Source organism: Neisseria animaloris (assembly GCF_900637855.1).
GTDB classification, from domain to species: domain Bacteria; phylum Pseudomonadota; class Gammaproteobacteria; order Burkholderiales; family Neisseriaceae; genus Neisseria; species Neisseria animaloris.
The window spans coordinates 2,005,947-2,021,485 of sequence record NZ_LR134440.1 but is presented as its reverse complement, the minus strand read 5'-3'; the positions used below and the strand labels follow the sequence as shown (position 1 = coordinate 2,021,485).

Below are 15,539 nucleotides of genomic sequence, written 5' to 3'. Positions count from 1 at the left end.
ATCAATTATCAAGTTTTGGTTTAATTACGTTCTTACAGCGACACGGGTGATTAGCTCAGTTGGTAGAGCGTCTGCCTTACAAGCAGAATGTCGGCGGTTCGACTCCGTCATCACCCACCAAGTTTCTTGTGCGGAGTGGTAGTTCAGTTGGTTAGAATACCGGCCTGTCACGCCGGGGGTCGCGGGTTCGAGCCCCGTCCACTCCGCCAACTCAAATAAAAAAGCACCAATAATTTCGGTGCTTTTTTTACTTCAAATGCCTGCTTCTATCTTAAATAAAACGTCCGTCCTTATAGATATAAATGGAAGCCGTTTGAAAACAATAAAAGCCCAAACAACCATAAGCTCAGGCTTTTATTACTATTTTTGATGATATTCCTTTCTATACTATTCCAATACCACCTCTACGCGGCGGGCCTCGACCTTATTACCGCTGCCTTTTGCATTCTCAGGTTTACGCAATTCAATCTGAGATTCAGGTACACCTAAAGCCAAAAGCGCATCGCGCACAGAAAAAGCACGCTGCTTAGACAACTCTTCATTTTTCGCTTTATTACCGGTTGAATCATGAAAACCCGATACAATCGCTTTCTTGCCCTCACGCACACCGGCCAGCACATCTTTCAAAGCATCATCCGCACCTTGTGCCAAATCTGCTTTACCGGTTGCAAAATAAAACTTCACGATACCATTCTCAACAATCACTTTGGCATCGCTATCAACCTTATTTCGCATTTCGGATTCGGCAGCCAATACCACTTCGGCCGGACTGCTTGCCTCAACTTCCGCAAAAGCTGCTGCCGTTTGTTCAGCCGAAGGTTCTACCATTTCAACTGATGCTGCCTGGTCAGATTCCACTTTTACTACTTCAGTTTCACCACCAACAGGCTTTGCCTCTGGATCCCATGCAGCAAAAAACAATACGCCCACAGTAGCCAAAGCAGCAGCCGTACCGGCTACCCATAGTCCCAAACGTTGCTCTTTATTTTCGTTATCCGACATCCTAAATTCTCTCCTATCTAAGTAAACAAATCATATTAAACAACATTTAAAATCTTTTTCATTATACCCAACTTAACAGCAGATACAACAGACAAGCCCTATTCAACTACCTGACAAAACAGTAGAATAACGCACTTAATTTCTGCTAACGATACCAACAAATTTACCATGCTTACCTTCCAACAAATTATCTTTAAATTACAGAATTTCTGGGCCGAACGCGGCTGCACCATCATCCAACCTTTCGACATGGAAGTCGGCGCCGGCACCAGCCATCCCGCCACCTGTCTGCGCGCACTCGGCCCCGAGCCGTGGTATGCCGCTTATGTCCAACCCAGCCGCCGCCCCAAAGACGGCCGCTACGGCGACAACCCCAACCGCCTGCAACACTACTACCAATTTCAGGTGGCCTTAAAACCCGCCCCTGCCGACATTCAAGAACAATACCTCGATTCGCTGCGCGAGCTGGGCATCGACCCGAAAGTACACGACATCCGTTTTGTAGAAGACGACTGGGAAAACCCCACCCTCGGCGCATGGGGCTTGGGCTGGGAAGTGTGGCTCAACGGCATGGAAGTCACCCAATTTACCTATTTCCAACAAGTCGGCGGCATCGACTGCACACCTGTTTTGGGCGAAATCACTTACGGCATCGAACGCCTCGCCATGTATCTGCAAGGCGTAGAAAACGTGTATGACTTGGTGTGGTCGAAAACCCCCGACGGCCAAACCGTTACCTACGGCGACGTGTACCACCAAAACGAAGTGGAACAATCCACCTACAACTTTGAATATTCCGATGCCGAATGGCTGTTGAAGCAATTTAACGACTACGAAGCCCAAGCCAAACGCCTGCTGGAAGTAGAAGACACTTCACTCGCCCTGCCCGCTTACGAACTGGTGCTCAAAGCCGGCCACACCTTCAACCTGCTCGACGCACGCGGCGCCATTTCCGTCACCGAACGCGCCACCTATATCGGCCGCATCCGCACCTTAAGCCGGATTGTGGCGCAGAAGTTTGTGGAGAGCCGGGAGAAGTTGGGATTTCCGTTGATTAGGGATAAAGCAGCTTAAAACAGGCTTTAAGACTATGAATAAAGTACCTTTTGATTTGAAACCAAATGACATTATTAAACGTTCAGAATTACATGATAAGTTTGGTGGAAGTCGCCAAAGTGGCATTTCTCCATCTTTAAAGTCTAATAGTGTTTTTATTTTCACCAACCCCGAACATGGTGAAGAGCATGGTTACTATGACAGCTGGGATAAAAATGGCCAAGTATTTCATTATTCAGGCGAAGGTCAAACTGGCGACCAAGAAATGAAACGTGGCAATAAAGCCATTTTTCAACACAAAAACGATAATCGTGCTTTATATGTTTTTCAGCACACTGAAAAAACTGGCTATGTTCGTTATATTGGTGAGTTTCAAATTGACGAGCTAAAACCTTATTCGGTCAAACAAGAACATAGCACCAACAATGGCCCCAAACGAAATGTGTTCATATTTCATTTAAACAAACTGAAATAATTTCAGACGGCCTAAAGCAAAAAATTAAAATTGAAAGCATTCCAAATGACCCAAACCCTGTTAATCGAACTCCTCACCGAAGAGCTCCCCCCCAAAGCCCTGAACAACTTGGGCAACAGCCTTGCCGCTTCCATTGTAGAAGGCTTGGAAAAAGCGCAATTAATCGAAGGTGCTGCCGAATACACCGCCTATGCCTCGCCCCGCCGCCTTGCCGTGCAGGTTAAAAACGTCAAAGCCGTTCAAGCCGACCAAGAGGTGATGAAAAAAGGCCCGGCGGTCGCCAATGCCATGAAAGACGGCACACCCACCAAAGCATTGGAAGGCTTTGCCCGCTCTTGCGGTGCCAATATTGCCGACTTAAAAATCGTTCACGACGGCAAGCAAGACGTTTACGCATACGAATTCACCCAACAAGGCAAAAGCCTGCCTGAATTGCTGGAAGACATTCTCGCCCAAGCCGTGAAAAAACTGCCGATTCCTAAAGTGATGCGTTGGGGCAGCAGCACGCACACCTTCGTGCGCCCGGTTCACGGTTTAATCGTGATGCACGGCGCAGATACCGTTGCCGCTTCCGTATTGGGATTGGAAAGCCAACGTCAAACTTCAGGGCACCGTTTCCTTTCAGACGGCCTGTTCGACATTACCCACGCCGACCGTTACGCCGAGCAAATGCGCGAACAGGGCAAAGTGATTGCATCGTTTGCCGAACGCAAAGCAGCCATTCAAGTAGCCTTAAACCAACAGGCAGGCCGTCTGAACGCCACGGTTGCCGCCGACGAAGCCTTGCTCGACGAAGTCACCGCGCTGGTGGAATGGCCGGTGGTATTGGAGGCCGGTTTTGAAGAACACTTCCTCGCCGTGCCGCAGGAATGCCTGATTCTTACCATGCAGCAAAACCAAAAATACTTCCCGCTGCTCGATCAAAACGGCAGGCTGATGAACCGCTTCCTGCTCGTTTCCAACCTGCAAACCGAAGACCCGAGCCACATCATTCACGGCAACGAACGCGTATTGCGCGCCCGCCTGTCTGATGCCGAATTTTTCTACAAACAAGACCAAAAAGCCTCGCTCGAAAGCCGTCTGCCCAAACTGGCCAACGTGGTTTACCACAACAAAATCGGTTCGCAAGCCGAACGTATCGAGCGTTTGCAAAGCCTGGCCGCACACATTGCCGCACAATTGGGAGCCGACAAAGCCACGGCAGAACGCGCAGCCCGCTTGGCCAAAGCCGACCTCGTTACCGAAATGGTCGGCGAATTTCCCGAACTGCAAGGCACCATGGGCAAATACTACGCCCAACTTGACGGCGAAAGCCCGGAAATTGCCGATGCCGTCGAACAACATTACCAACCCCGATTTGCCGGCGACAAGCTACCTGAAAGCCCGATTGCCACCGCCGTCGCCTTGGCCGACAAACTGGAAACCCTGGTCGGCATTTGGGGCATCGGCCTGATTCCTACCGGCGACAAAGACCCCTATGCCCTGCGCCGCTCCGCACTTGGCGTATTGCGTATGCTGATGGGTAACGATCTCGACATCAACGATCTGCTTCAGACGGCCTACAACAGCTTCCCGCAAGGCAAACTCGCCGACAACACCGTTGCCGAAGTTGCCGACTTCATGCAGGCACGTTTGGCCGTGTTGCTGCAAAACGATTACCCGCAAGACATCGTTGCAGCCGTATTGGCCAAAAAACCGAGCCGTTTAAACGACTTGGCTGCCAAGCTGCAAGCCGTAGCCGCGTTCAAACAACTGCCCGAAGCAGCCGCCCTTGCCGCCGCCAACAAGCGCGTACAAAACCTGTTGAAAAAAGCCGATGCCGAATTAGGCGCAGTAAACGAAAGCCTGCTGCAACAAAACGAAGAACAAGCCCTGTTTGCTGCTGCAAAAGATTTGCAGCCGAAAATCAAAGCCGCCTTGGCTGCCCAAGATTTTCAGACGGCCTTATCCGCTTTGGCTTCGGTGAAACCGCAAGTAGATGCCTTCTTCGACAATGTAATGGTAATGGCCGACGATGCCGCGGTAAAACAAAACCGCCTCAACCTTCTGAATAAATTGGCAGATTTGATGAATGCCGTAGCAGATATTGCTTTATTGGGAGAATAGCCCGATTCAGCCAGACAAACAGGCCGTCTGAAATCCATTTTTCAGACGGCCTGTTTGTCTATTAGTGTCTATATTTTTGATACAATACCGAATCTATATCATCTTGCGGCCTGCAGGCCGTCTGAAAACAAAGCTCGCCATGTACGACCATATCAGCTTCCATACCGCGGAAAACTATCCGACCGACCTGCCTAAAACCCATGCCGCCCACCATATCGGCTATTACTATGCATGGGCCGTTTCGCAAAATCTGCACAGCCCCGAAGCCGAAACATTGCCTCAGTTTGACAAGCTGCAAAACGGTACCGTTTCCGGTGCAGAATTCGTACTGAAGCAACTAAAAGGCGGTATCGATAAAACCTGCTTCAACGACTTAGGCAACCGCTTCACCCAGTATTACTACGACGATGAAGATGAAGGCTATGGGAACTTTATGACCGATTATTTTCAAACATTGGGCATCGAAAGTGAAAACGAATTCTATCGCACTCAAGATAATCGGCAAAATCAAAGCCTTCTGAATCAAACTTTTCAGACGGCCTTTGACAAATGGCTGGACAGCTTAAAACCGTAATCCCTCGACTCAAATCAAAGGGCATACTTACTATTACGAACTCGATAAAAACGGAAATAAAATGGCTATATTGGTTACAGGAGGAGCGGGCTTTATCGGTTCGCACACCGTTGTATCGCTCGGAGAAGCAGGATACGACATCGTGATCATCGATAATCTTTGCAATTCTTCCCCCAACATCCTTCCGCGCCTTGAACAAATGATTGGAAAGAATATCCCTTTTTATCACGGCGATATTCGCAACAGAGAACTACTGCAACAAATATTTGCCGCCCACTCTATTGAAGCAGTAATACATTTTGCAGGATTAAAAGCCGTAGGCGAAAGCGTAGAACAGCCTCTCAAATACTATAACAACAACGTTTACGGTAGTTTGGTACTCATCGAAGAAATGAGCAAAGCTGGCGTTTTTAACATCATTTTCAGCTCTTCCGCAACCGTTTACGGCACACCTCCTCGCATACCGGTTACCGAAGACATGCCGACTGGTTTAACCGCCAATCCATACGGCCAAACCAAGCATATAGTAGAAAATATCTTGAAAGATACTGCTGCTGCCGATACCCGTTGGAGTGCCATTATATTGCGCTACTTCAACCCAATCGGCGCACATGAAAGCGGCAGAATCGGCGAGAGCCCGCATGGAATCCCCAATAATCTTCTGCCCTATATCTGCCAAGTAGCTTCAGGGAAAATCGAACAACTCAAAGTATTCGGCAGCGATTACCCTACCCCCGACGGCACGGGAATCCGCGACTACATCCATGTTGTCGACTTGGCAGAGGGCCATCTGAAAGCCATGCAAGTCAAACAAAACCAACCCGGCCTTCATATTTACAATTTAGGCACAGGAAAAGGGCATTCAGTATTAGAAATAGTTAAAACTTTTGAAGAAACAACGGGTATAACCATCCCTTACACCCTATGCCCAAGACGGGACGGCGATATTGCCGAATATTATGCGGACACAAAAAAAGCCAATCTTGAATTAGAGTGGAGTGCCCAGCGGAGTTTGCAAACCATTATGCGGGATGCCTGGCTTTGGCAATGCAGCAATCCTCACGGATATGCCGATTAAGCATTCTTCTTTATTCACCTTTTTTGCCGACATGCTCTTCATAACAGCTTACTGCGCCATCGTTAAAATACATCTAAATATACCAAGAGAATCCGAGATTTCATTATGCTAACAAATTACGTTATCAGTATTAAAACTGCTATAGAACGCAGACGGCATCTTCAACAACAATTTACCCAACAAAATATTCCTTTTACTTTTTTCGATGCCTTAACTCCTTCTGAAACGTTAGATCAAGCCATCCGCCAGCACCTTCCCAATCTGGCACATGCCGATCATTTGACCTCTGGTGAAAAAGCGTGCTTCATGAGCCATGTTTTATTATGGCAAAAATGCATTGATGAAAATCTGCCATATATTGCCGTTTACGAAGATGATGTTTTGTTAGGAGAAAATGCCGCTTGTTTTTTGCGCGATGCAAGCTGGCTGGATAAGCGTTTTTCTTCAGAACATACTTTCATCGTGCGCCTTGAAACTTCTTTATTGCCTTCGGTGTATTATCCCTGCCCGGCAGTATTACCGTATGTAAACCGACATTTTTCCTTACTCGGAAGCACGCAGTGGGGGACTGCAGGATATATTATTTCGTTTAAAGCAGCACAATTACTCCTTCAAGTATTGCCCACCTTTACCGACGAAGAACTCAAGGCAATCGATATCTTGATGTTCGGCACACTCATACTCCGCCCCGATTTATTAATCTGCCAAATGGAACCGGCCTTGTGTATACAAGAAGACAAATATAATGAAAAAATCACTCTGCACAGCCAACTGGAACAAGACCGCAAAGAAAAACACATTGCCTTACATGCAGAACCTCCCGTTCCAGCACCGCCGAAAAAATCATGGAAACAGCGTTTAATTCATGCTTTAACAAAAATCGGCCGCGAACGTGAAAAATATCGGCAACGGATTATTGACGAATATATCGCTGAGTGCGGGGATATACTCAAGCAACATGAAGATAGCCGGAAAAAAATCGTCCCATTCCAATAAATAAAAGGCTTGCTCATTCCTTTTAAATAGATAGAAACTAAAAAATAATGCATTTATTCAAAAAATTGATCGTTTTACTTTGCGGACGTAAAAAGCCTTGTCGGAATTTCGACTTCAAAAACGTCTCTTCGATCCTTATCCGTCCTTTCGGCTATGCATTGGGAGACGCGATGATTCATCTTGCCTACGCCCGCCAATTAAAATCAATATATCCCCATGCCCGCCTCGGTGTGTTAGTAGGCCGAAACCGCGATATTTTCGCCCAAAGCCCTTTGTTTGACGAACTCGTTGACGATTCATTCGCGAGCTATTGGCGCAACCGTAAAAAATGGCAACTGATGTTGGATCTTTGTGAAACATTCAACACTCCGAATCTAATTGCCGACGCTGTTTTGGCTCCCGAAACTGTGATGATTTTTTCCAAACAAAACAAAAAACACTATAATTTGGACAATATCTCCAATTACGATTTCCGTTGCCCGTTTAATCCCAACAGCCACGTTATTGAACATTTATGCACATCCAAATTTGCTGAATATTTCGATATTTCGCAAGTAAAACCCGAATTATCGGTTTCACAAAGTGAAATCGATAAAATTATGGCTTTTTGGCAACCTGATACAGCCGCAAGCAAGAGTACGATTAAAATTTTAGTTGCTCCTCAAGGCAGTTTTAAAGCAGGCAAATATATTCCCGAAGAAGAACTTGCAGCCCTATTAAACCGATGCAACAAAGAATATCTGCAACATGTCCGATTTATCATGTGCCGTACCACTAACAGCGAAGCATATTTCAATCGGTTAAAAAGCCTGTGTAATTCGAATGTAGCCATTTCCTTGTCTCCTCCCACCCGCTTAGGGCAATATCTGGCGTTGGCAGCATCGGCAGACATCGTTATCGGCGTAGACAGTGGTACAGTCCACTTGGCATGTGCCCTAAAAAAACCTTTATTAAGTTTTTATGCTAACCACAACTTGCACTTATGGCACCCGCTCCCCCACGAAGGCGTACCCCATTTGATGGTTGTTGCGCCATCGGAAGATAAAAATTCTAAGGAAACTCGCAATTTCCCGTTGGAACAAGCTGCCGATTGGTTAAATACACAAATCAAAGCACACTTAGCCTAATAATACGATCATTTATTTTCCATAAGGCCGTCTGAAAACAACGGCTAAGGAATATTTAAGCATGAAACCAAAATTATCTAAGCAACTCGTTATCCGTTTGTTTGGGCAAAAGAAACCTTGCCCAGATTTTAATTTCAAACAGGTGGAATCGATTCTGATCCGCCCCTTGGGTGATGCGGTAGGCGATGCCGTAATCAATCTTGCCTATGCTCGGCAACTAAAAGATATGTATCCGAATTTAAAACTCGGCATATTGGTTACTGATAGGAACAAAGATATTTTTGCCCATTCCGATTTAATAGACGAACTCATCGAAAAAAAGCCTGCCAACTATTTGAAGCACCGTAAAAAATGGCAGTTGATGCTGGACTTTGAAGAGCAACTGGACAGCCGCAGCATTATCGCTGCGTCTGTATTGTCTCCCGATGCTGTCATGATTTTCAAAAAACGCGACCGCAAATATTACAGCATGCAAAACATCCGCAACTACGACTTCTACTGCCCTTACAATCCGGACAACCATGTATCCGAGCACTTATGCACTTCCAAATTTGCAGAATATTTCACAACTCCTCAACCACATTCATATCTGTCTATTCCCGAAGCAGAACAAAATCAGGTTGTTCCATATTGGCAGGAAAACGGTTCCCGCAAAGTCAGGATATATATTGCACCGCAAGGAAGTGTCAAATTCAAGCGTCTACCTGAAAACGAATTGGCTGAACTTTTAAACAAATGCGATAAATCGCTGTTGCCTAAAGTACAATTCGTAATGTGCAATTCAAAAAACAGCGAAGAGTATTTCGCCCGTTTGAAATCGCTATGCGATCACGATATCCCTTTGATTTTATCGCCCAAGACTTCATTACCCCAATATGTTGCCCTTACCGCTTCTTCAGATATTGTTATTGGTGTCGACAGCGGCACCGTTCATCTTGCCTGCGCACTAAGCAAACCTTTACTGAGCTTTTACACCAGCCATAATATCCACTCGTGGAGTCCTCTACATAATGAAGGCGTTCCTCATTTGATGGTGGTAGCGGAATCCGGTATGAGAAAGTCAGAAGATGAATTGGCAAGTTGGACGGCAAGAGAAAAATTTCCTCTGGATAACGCTACACAATGGCTGAATGCACAAATCAGCGAACAAATTGCTAAACATCCTGTTCAAACGTCCCAACCAACTACAACATAATATCAGGCCGTCTGAAAGACCCTTATGCCTCAAAATATCGCCATCAGCATCAACCGTTTCAACCGCGGCGGCGGCATGGAAAGCTACACCTTCGATATCGTCCGCGTGCTGGCCGCACAAAACATACCGGTGCGCGTTTACGCTTCGAGGTTCGACACTTCCCTGCCCGAATACGCGCAAATCGACGCGCAAACCGTCAACCAAAAGCGCATTCCCAAAAAACTGCGTCCGTTTTTCTTTTCGCACCAGTTGCAAAAAATGCGCCGAAGCGGTGAACGGCTGATCGCCTGCAATCCCAGCGACCACGCCGATATTTTCGTCTGCGGCGGCACGCATCTGGGCTATTTGCGCGGTATGCAGCAGCAAGCCACTCTGCTCGACAAACTCACCATCCGCCGCAACCGCACCAATTACCGCACCGCCAAATCCATCATGGCGCATTCCGCTTTAATGCAGCGCGAACTGATCGAACTCTACGGCGTGAACCCGAACAAAATCCGCGTAGTGTATCCGCCCGCCGACACCCAACGCTTCTTCCCCGTACCCGAAGAAACCACCAACCTCCGCCGCAAATACGGCTTTGGCGAAGACGAAACCGTGTTCCTCTTCCCCTCCACCGGCCACAAACGCAAAGGCTTGGAAATGCTGGCAAACTTTTTCGAGCACACCCGTTTGCCGGTAAAACTTGCCGTGGCCGGTTCGCCGCTGCCTCGCCCAATGAACAATGTGGTGGAACTCGGCTTCTGCAAAAACATGCCCGAACTTTACCGCGCCGCTGATTTCACCATCATGGCCTCGTTGTACGAACCTTTCGGCTTGGTGGGTGTAGAATCGGTGTTGAGCGGCACGCGCGTGGTGTTGGCCGACAACATGGCCTGCACGGAAGTGATGAACGACCGTGCCGGATTTTTCTTTTCGCGCACACGCCCCGAAACGCTGGCACAAGCCGTGGAACAAGCCGTCGCCCTCAAACAGAGCGGCACGCACAAACTGGCCGACCCGCAACAGGCATTAACTTACAACCCTTCTTTAGAACAGCACATTACCGAGCTTCAAGCCATGCTTGAGGCCGTCTGAAAAAGGTATCCGAACCATGAAACTGATTATTCTCGACCGCGACGGCGTGATTAACCACGACCGCGACGACTTCGTAAAATCCGTCGACGAATGGGTGCCCATCGAAGGCAGCATGGATGCCATCGCCTTCCTAACCGAAGCAGGCTACACCATCGCCGTGGCCACCAACCAATCCGGCATCGGCAGAAAATACTTTACCCTGCAAGACCTGACCGAAATGCACACCAAAATGCACCGCTTGGTACAACAGGCCGGCGGCAAAATCGACGGCATCTGGTTCTGCCCCCATCTTGCCGACGACAACTGCGACTGCCGCAAACCCAAGCCCGGCATGATTACCGACATCATCGAACGTTTCAACGCAGATGCCGCCGAAACTTGGCTGGTGGGCGACAGCCTGCGCGATTTGCAGGCGATTGACGCAGTCGGCGGCAAATCCGCGCTGGTGCTGACCGGCAAAGGCAAAAAAACGCTCGAAAACCAAGGCGACGACCTGCCCGAACGCACGCAAATTTTCGACAACCTGCTGGCTTTTTCGCAATACCTGATGCAGGAAAGCGCACGCCAGCAGGCGGCAGAACATCAGGCCGTCTGAAAACCCGTTAAAGAAAGCTCCCGATGCTCTATATCCGCAACCTGATTTACTGGCTGGTATTGGTATTGATTACCCCGCCGATGTTCACCGTTATCATTCCCGCCGCCCTGATTCCCAAAGGTGCCAACCACGTCGGCCGCGCTTGGGCGCTGATTTTGGTGTGGATGCTCAAGCACATCATCGGCCTCAAATACCGCGTGGTCGGAGCAGAAAACATCCCCGACCGCCCCTCGATTATTTGCAGCAAGCACCAATCGGGCTGGGAAACGCTCGCTTTTCAAGAAATCTTTCCCCTGCACGTTTTCGTGGCCAAAAAAGAACTGTTCAAACTGCCCTTCTTCGGCTGGGGGTTGAAACTTGCCAAAACCATCGGCATCGACCGCAGCAACCGCACCCAAGCCAACCGCCAGCTGATGGAGCAAGGCTTGGCGCGTAAAAAAGAAGGCTTTTGGATTACCATTTTCCCCGAAGGCACACGCCTGCCGCCCGGCACGCGCGGCAAATACAAGCTCGGCGCCGCACGCATGGCGAAAATGTTCGAGATGGATTTGGTGCCCGTTGCCCTCAACAGCGGCGAATTTTGGCCGCGCAATTCGTTTTTGAAATACCCGGGCGAAATCACCATAATCATCGGCACACCCGTTGCCCACAGCAGCGGCACACCCGAAGAGTTGATGGCTCAATGCGAAAACTGGATTGAATGCCAACAGGAAAAAATCGACGGCGCCGGGCCGTTTGCCGCCAAAAAGGCCGTCTGAACATTTCAGACGGCCTCCACACCCAACAACATCATACCAACCCATGAACAGCGACACTTATTCCGCCCTCATCTTCGCCCTGCTGGTTACCCTGATCGGTGGAGCTTATTTCAACCGCAGTCTGCGCGATGCAGGCGTGTCGGCGAACGCCCGCACCTCCCTGCTCGCCGTCGGAGCCGCCGTGATTACCGGCTGCGTGCTGTATTATCTCGGCCTGATTTGACCATGCAGCTTGCCCATACCCTTTCAGACGGCCTCGACATCACGCTCCATCTGAAACGTAGCGCCAAGAAAAACATCATCCTGCGCCCGCTGTCAGCAGCCGCTATCCGCATCAACATTCCGCCTTTTCTGAGCGAACGGCAACTGCGTCTGTGGCTGCAACACAACGAAGCACTCGTTCTGCGCACCCTGCGGCACACACCGCCCGCGCCCGAACACATTTGGTATCGCGGCCAACCCCACCAACTCCGCACCCATACGCACCACCACATCAGCCACCAACCGCCGCACTTTCTGCTGCCGGAACAACCGTGGGCGCAGCAAAAAACGCATTTGCGCCGCTTCCTCACCGAACGCGCCGCCGAAACCCTGCTGCCGCGTTTGCAGCAACACGCCCACGCCCTGCAACTCTTCCCCGCCGCCACCGCCCTCAGCAACGCCAAAACCTTTTGGGGCGTATGCCGACAACGCACCGGCATCCGTCTGAATTGGCGTTTGATCGGCGCACCCGATTTCGTGATTGACTATGTGTGCGTCCACGAACTTTGCCACCTTCCCCATCCCGACCACAGTCCGCGGTTTTGGACGCTGGTCAACCGCCACACGCCCCATACCGCCGATGCCAAGCAATGGCTGAAACAACACGGCACCGAGCTGTTTCTGCTGGATTGATGCAGGCAATACCGCCATCCGTCCCCACCGTAACGGCGGAACCTCGGAATCATAAAATGCAACTTCTGCAACCACCCCGGAACGACAGAGGCCGTCTGAAAACATGTTCAGACGGCCTCTGTCGTTATCCGACGATACGGTTTACACCCGATCAAACGCCGCGCAGCAATTCATTCACGCTGGTTTTGGCGCGGGTTTGCGCATCCACTTTCTTCACGATCACCGCGCAATACAGGCTGTGGCTGCCGTCTTTGCTCGGCAGGCTGCCCGACACCACCACCGAACCGGCAGGCACGCGACCGTAGTGGATTTCACCGGTTTCGCGGTCGTAAATTTTGGTCGATTGGCCGATGTACACGCCCATCGAAATCACGCTGCCCTCTTCTACAATCACGCCTTCGACGATTTCCGAACGCGCGCCGATGAAGCAGTTGTCTTCAATGATGGTCGGGCTGGCCTGCAACGGCTCCAATACGCCGCCGATGCCTACACCGCCGCTCAAATGCACGTTTTTACCGATTTGTGCACACGAACCGACAGTAGCCCAAGTGTCCACCATCGTACCTTCGTCCACATACGCGCCGATGTTCACATAAGAAGGCATCAGCACTACGTTTTTCGCCACGAAGCTGCCCCTTCGTGCCACCGCGCCAGGCACGACGCGGAAACCGGCGGTTTTAAATTCTTCTTCGCTCCAATCGACAAATTTGGTCGGCACTTTATCGAAATACTGGTTCACGCCGTCGTTTTGCACCTCATTGTCTTGAATGCGGAACGACAACAACACGGCTTTCTTCGCCCACTCGTTCACCACCCACTTGCCGTCTTTTTTCTCGGCAACACGCAAAGTGCCGGCATCAAGCTGTTTCAACGTTTCTTCAACTGCCGCTTTCACTTCCTCGGTAACGGTAGCGGGCGTGATACCGGCCCGGTTTTCAAATGCTGTTTCGATGATGTTTTGTAATGACATGATTCTGTCCTGAGTTGGTTAAATGGAAACGGAGGCCGTCTGAAAAACAGGCAAAAGCCCTTCAGACGGCATTATATGCCTAAACTTTTGCAACGCCACCCGTGCGGAGCAAGCCGATGCCCGGGCAACATGCAACGCAAACACGCGATGCAGACGACAACTTTAGCAAAAGTTTTATGCCGGGAAAACCGCAGCACCGGCACATAACAATTCCGTAAAACAATCTGCTATACATCAATACCGTTATAAGCAACCAAATGCCTGTTTATTTTTTTACGCAGCGGCATTTCAGTCAACTTCTTCAAGGCCGTCTGAAAATCCTCAAAAGGCACCTGTTCCGACCCAAACCGCGCCAAATGGTGCGTGTTTTGCTGGCAATCAATCAACCCGATGCCGCATTGCGCCAAATACGGAACGGCATGGGCAAAGGCGATTTTAGAAGCATCGTCCCGTAAAGCAAACATCGATTCGCCGAAAAACATCCGTCCAATCTGCACACCGTACAAACCGCCGGCAAGTTCCAGACGGCCGTTTCCATCAGGATACCAACACTCAAACGAATGGGCATGCCCCATTTCATGCAGCCGGGTATAGGCCTGCTGCATCGACCAAGTAATCCATGTGCCGTGCTGTTCCGCCCTCGGAGCAGCGGCACAGGCGGCAATCACGGTGGGAAAGTTTTCGTTTACGGTAACCACATAAGGTTTGTTACGTAAAGTTTTTTTCAGCGAACGGCCGATATGGATTTTTTCGGGATACAGCACGGTACGCGGCGACAATGCCCACCAGCACACGGGTTGGCCGTCTGAAAACCACGGAAAGATGCCCTGCGGATACGCCGTCAGCAACCTTTCGGGGCTCAAATCGCCGCCCACGGCCACCAACCCTTCCCGCTGCTCGATGGCCTCACGCACATCGGGAAAAGCTTTGCTGTTACGGTTGAGTAAAGGAATATCCATGTGTCAGGCGGTTTGAAAAAACGGCACGATAGATTGGAAAATCTGATTACGGCGGAACGGATTTACCGTGGCCTTATACGTTTCAGACGGCCTCAATATCATTAAGGCCGTCTGAAAAAAACGGTATTTTATGTTCAGCGCGGGGTTTTCTTTTGGCAATTTCCGCAGATACCGTACATATACAAAGCATGGTCGACAACACGGTAGCCGTTTTCTTCGGCGATTTTCTCTTGCAGTTCCTCGATTTCTTTATTGTGGAACTCGGTTACCACGCCGCATTTCACGCACACGATATGGTCGTGATGATCGCCTTGGTTCAACTCGTACACCGCTTTACCGGTTTCAAAATGATGGCGGAGCAAAATACCGGCCTGCTCGAACTGGGTCAGCACACGGTAAATAGTGGCCACACCGATTTCAATGCCTTCGTCCAACAAAATGCGGTAAACGTCTTCGGCACTCAAATGTGCATCGGCATGCGTTTCGAAAAGGTCTAAAATTTTCAGGCGCGGACCGGTTACTTTCAATCCGTTGTCTTTTAACTGCGCGATATTGTTGAAATTATTTTCCATAATTGTATCCTTTCCCGTGTGGTGCTATTCTCGTTATAATACGCACTTTTGGCTCCTTTGCCCACTATAAGATGATAGAGGCTTTCAATTGCCCGAACCTTTTCG

Annotated in this window: 16 protein-coding genes, 2 tRNA genes and 1 pseudogene; 15 read left to right on the top strand and 4 right to left on the bottom strand. The window is 49.4% G+C overall.

Annotated features, from left to right (window positions below; genetic code table 11):
* Nucleotides 1-44: 44 nt before the first annotated feature.
* Both EL216_RS09515 and EL216_RS09510 read left to right on the top strand, forming a co-directional pair.
* A tRNA-Val gene (locus EL216_RS09515) sits at nucleotides 45-120 on the top strand.
* A gap of 12 nt (nucleotides 121-132) precedes the next feature.
* Nucleotides 133-209, top strand: a tRNA-Asp gene (locus EL216_RS09510).
* A 178-nt stretch (nucleotides 210-387) separates the two neighbouring features.
* On the opposite strand, the gene EL216_RS09505 is transcribed toward EL216_RS09510, so the two are convergent.
* Nucleotides 388-1,002 (bottom strand): OmpA family protein, encoded by a 615-nt coding sequence (locus tag EL216_RS09505; protein ID WP_085391054.1) that lies wholly within the window; start codon nucleotides 1,000-1,002, stop codon nucleotides 388-390.
* 168 nt (nucleotides 1,003-1,170) lie between these two features.
* On the opposite strand from EL216_RS09505, the gene glyQ reads away from it, so the two are divergent.
* The 13 genes from glyQ to EL216_RS09440 all read left to right on the top strand — a co-directional run bounded on the left by glyQ (nucleotide 1,171) and on the right by EL216_RS09440 (nucleotide 12,933).
* Complete coding sequence (gene glyQ / locus EL216_RS09500; protein WP_085358469.1) at nucleotides 1,171-2,076, top strand: glycine--tRNA ligase subunit alpha; 906 nt, start codon at nucleotides 1,171-1,173, stop codon at nucleotides 2,074-2,076.
* Nucleotides 2,077-2,092: 16 nt separating this feature from the next.
* Nucleotides 2,093-2,533 carry a restriction endonuclease gene (locus EL216_RS09495; protein WP_085358447.1) on the top strand — a complete coding sequence of 147 codons (441 nt, stop codon included), beginning with the start codon at nucleotides 2,093-2,095 and terminating at the stop codon, nucleotides 2,531-2,533.
* 45 nt (nucleotides 2,534-2,578) lie between these two features.
* Complete coding sequence (glyS, locus tag EL216_RS09490) at nucleotides 2,579-4,639, top strand: glycine--tRNA ligase subunit beta (protein WP_085391055.1); 2,061 nt, start codon at nucleotides 2,579-2,581, stop codon at nucleotides 4,637-4,639.
* A gap of 139 nt (nucleotides 4,640-4,778) precedes the next feature.
* Nucleotides 4,779-5,213 (top strand): DUF7832 domain-containing protein, encoded by a 435-nt coding sequence (locus tag EL216_RS09485; RefSeq protein WP_085391056.1) that lies wholly within the window; start codon nucleotides 4,779-4,781, stop codon nucleotides 5,211-5,213.
* Nucleotides 5,214-5,274: 61 nt separating this feature from the next.
* Nucleotides 5,275-6,291, top strand: coding sequence for a UDP-glucose 4-epimerase GalE (galE, locus tag EL216_RS09480; protein WP_085391057.1), 1,017 nt, complete (start codon nucleotides 5,275-5,277; stop codon nucleotides 6,289-6,291).
* A 105-nt stretch (nucleotides 6,292-6,396) separates the two neighbouring features.
* Entirely contained in the window at nucleotides 6,397-7,287 is an 891-nt protein-coding gene (locus EL216_RS09475) for a glycosyltransferase family 25 protein (RefSeq protein WP_085391058.1), read from the top strand.
* Between the two features lie 170 nt (nucleotides 7,288-7,457).
* Nucleotides 7,458-8,414: a glycosyltransferase family 9 protein gene (locus EL216_RS09470; RefSeq protein ID WP_158087737.1), complete on the top strand. Its 957-nt coding sequence runs from the start codon at nucleotides 7,458-7,460 to the stop codon at nucleotides 8,412-8,414.
* 61 nt (nucleotides 8,415-8,475) lie between these two features.
* Nucleotides 8,476-9,609, top strand: coding sequence for a glycosyltransferase family 9 protein (locus EL216_RS09465; RefSeq protein ID WP_085391060.1), 1,134 nt, complete (start codon nucleotides 8,476-8,478; stop codon nucleotides 9,607-9,609).
* A 24-nt stretch (nucleotides 9,610-9,633) separates the two neighbouring features.
* On the top strand, nucleotides 9,634-10,686 hold the full coding sequence (locus EL216_RS09460; RefSeq protein WP_085391061.1) for a glycosyltransferase family 4 protein: 1,053 nt from the start codon (nucleotides 9,634-9,636) through the stop codon (nucleotides 10,684-10,686).
* 16 nt (nucleotides 10,687-10,702) lie between these two features.
* On the top strand, nucleotides 10,703-11,281 hold the full coding sequence (gene gmhB / locus EL216_RS09455; protein ID WP_085391062.1) for a D-glycero-beta-D-manno-heptose 1,7-bisphosphate 7-phosphatase: 579 nt from the start codon (nucleotides 10,703-10,705) through the stop codon (nucleotides 11,279-11,281).
* A 23-nt stretch (nucleotides 11,282-11,304) separates the two neighbouring features.
* Nucleotides 11,305-12,039 (top strand): lysophospholipid acyltransferase family protein, encoded by a 735-nt coding sequence (locus tag EL216_RS09450; RefSeq protein ID WP_085391063.1) that lies wholly within the window; start codon nucleotides 11,305-11,307, stop codon nucleotides 12,037-12,039.
* 43 nt (nucleotides 12,040-12,082) lie between these two features.
* Entirely contained in the window at nucleotides 12,083-12,262 is a 180-nt protein-coding gene (locus EL216_RS09445; protein ID WP_085391064.1) for a hypothetical protein, read from the top strand.
* Entirely contained in the window at nucleotides 12,259-12,933 is a 675-nt protein-coding gene (locus tag EL216_RS09440) for a M48 family metallopeptidase (protein WP_085391065.1), read from the top strand. Before EL216_RS09445 ends, EL216_RS09440 begins: the two co-directional genes overlap by 4 nt.
* Before the next feature lie 151 nt (nucleotides 12,934-13,084).
* Here the strand turns inward: EL216_RS09440 and dapD are convergent, their stop codons facing one another.
* The 3 genes and pseudogenes from dapD to fur all read right to left on the bottom strand — a co-directional run bounded on the left by dapD (nucleotide 13,085) and on the right by fur (nucleotide 15,499).
* Entirely contained in the window at nucleotides 13,085-13,903 is an 819-nt protein-coding gene (dapD, locus tag EL216_RS09435; RefSeq protein ID WP_085391066.1) for a 2,3,4,5-tetrahydropyridine-2,6-dicarboxylate N-succinyltransferase, read from the bottom strand.
* A 227-nt stretch (nucleotides 13,904-14,130) separates the two neighbouring features.
* The gene (gene aat / locus EL216_RS09430) at nucleotides 14,131-14,862 is read right to left on the bottom strand and encodes a leucyl/phenylalanyl-tRNA--protein transferase (RefSeq protein WP_085391067.1); all 732 of its coding nucleotides are present in this window, start codon (nucleotides 14,860-14,862) and stop codon (nucleotides 14,131-14,133) included.
* A gap of 134 nt (nucleotides 14,863-14,996) precedes the next feature.
* Nucleotides 14,997-15,499: pseudogene (fur, locus tag EL216_RS09425) on the bottom strand (ferric iron uptake transcriptional regulator).
* Nucleotides 15,500-15,539 lie beyond the last annotated feature (40 nt).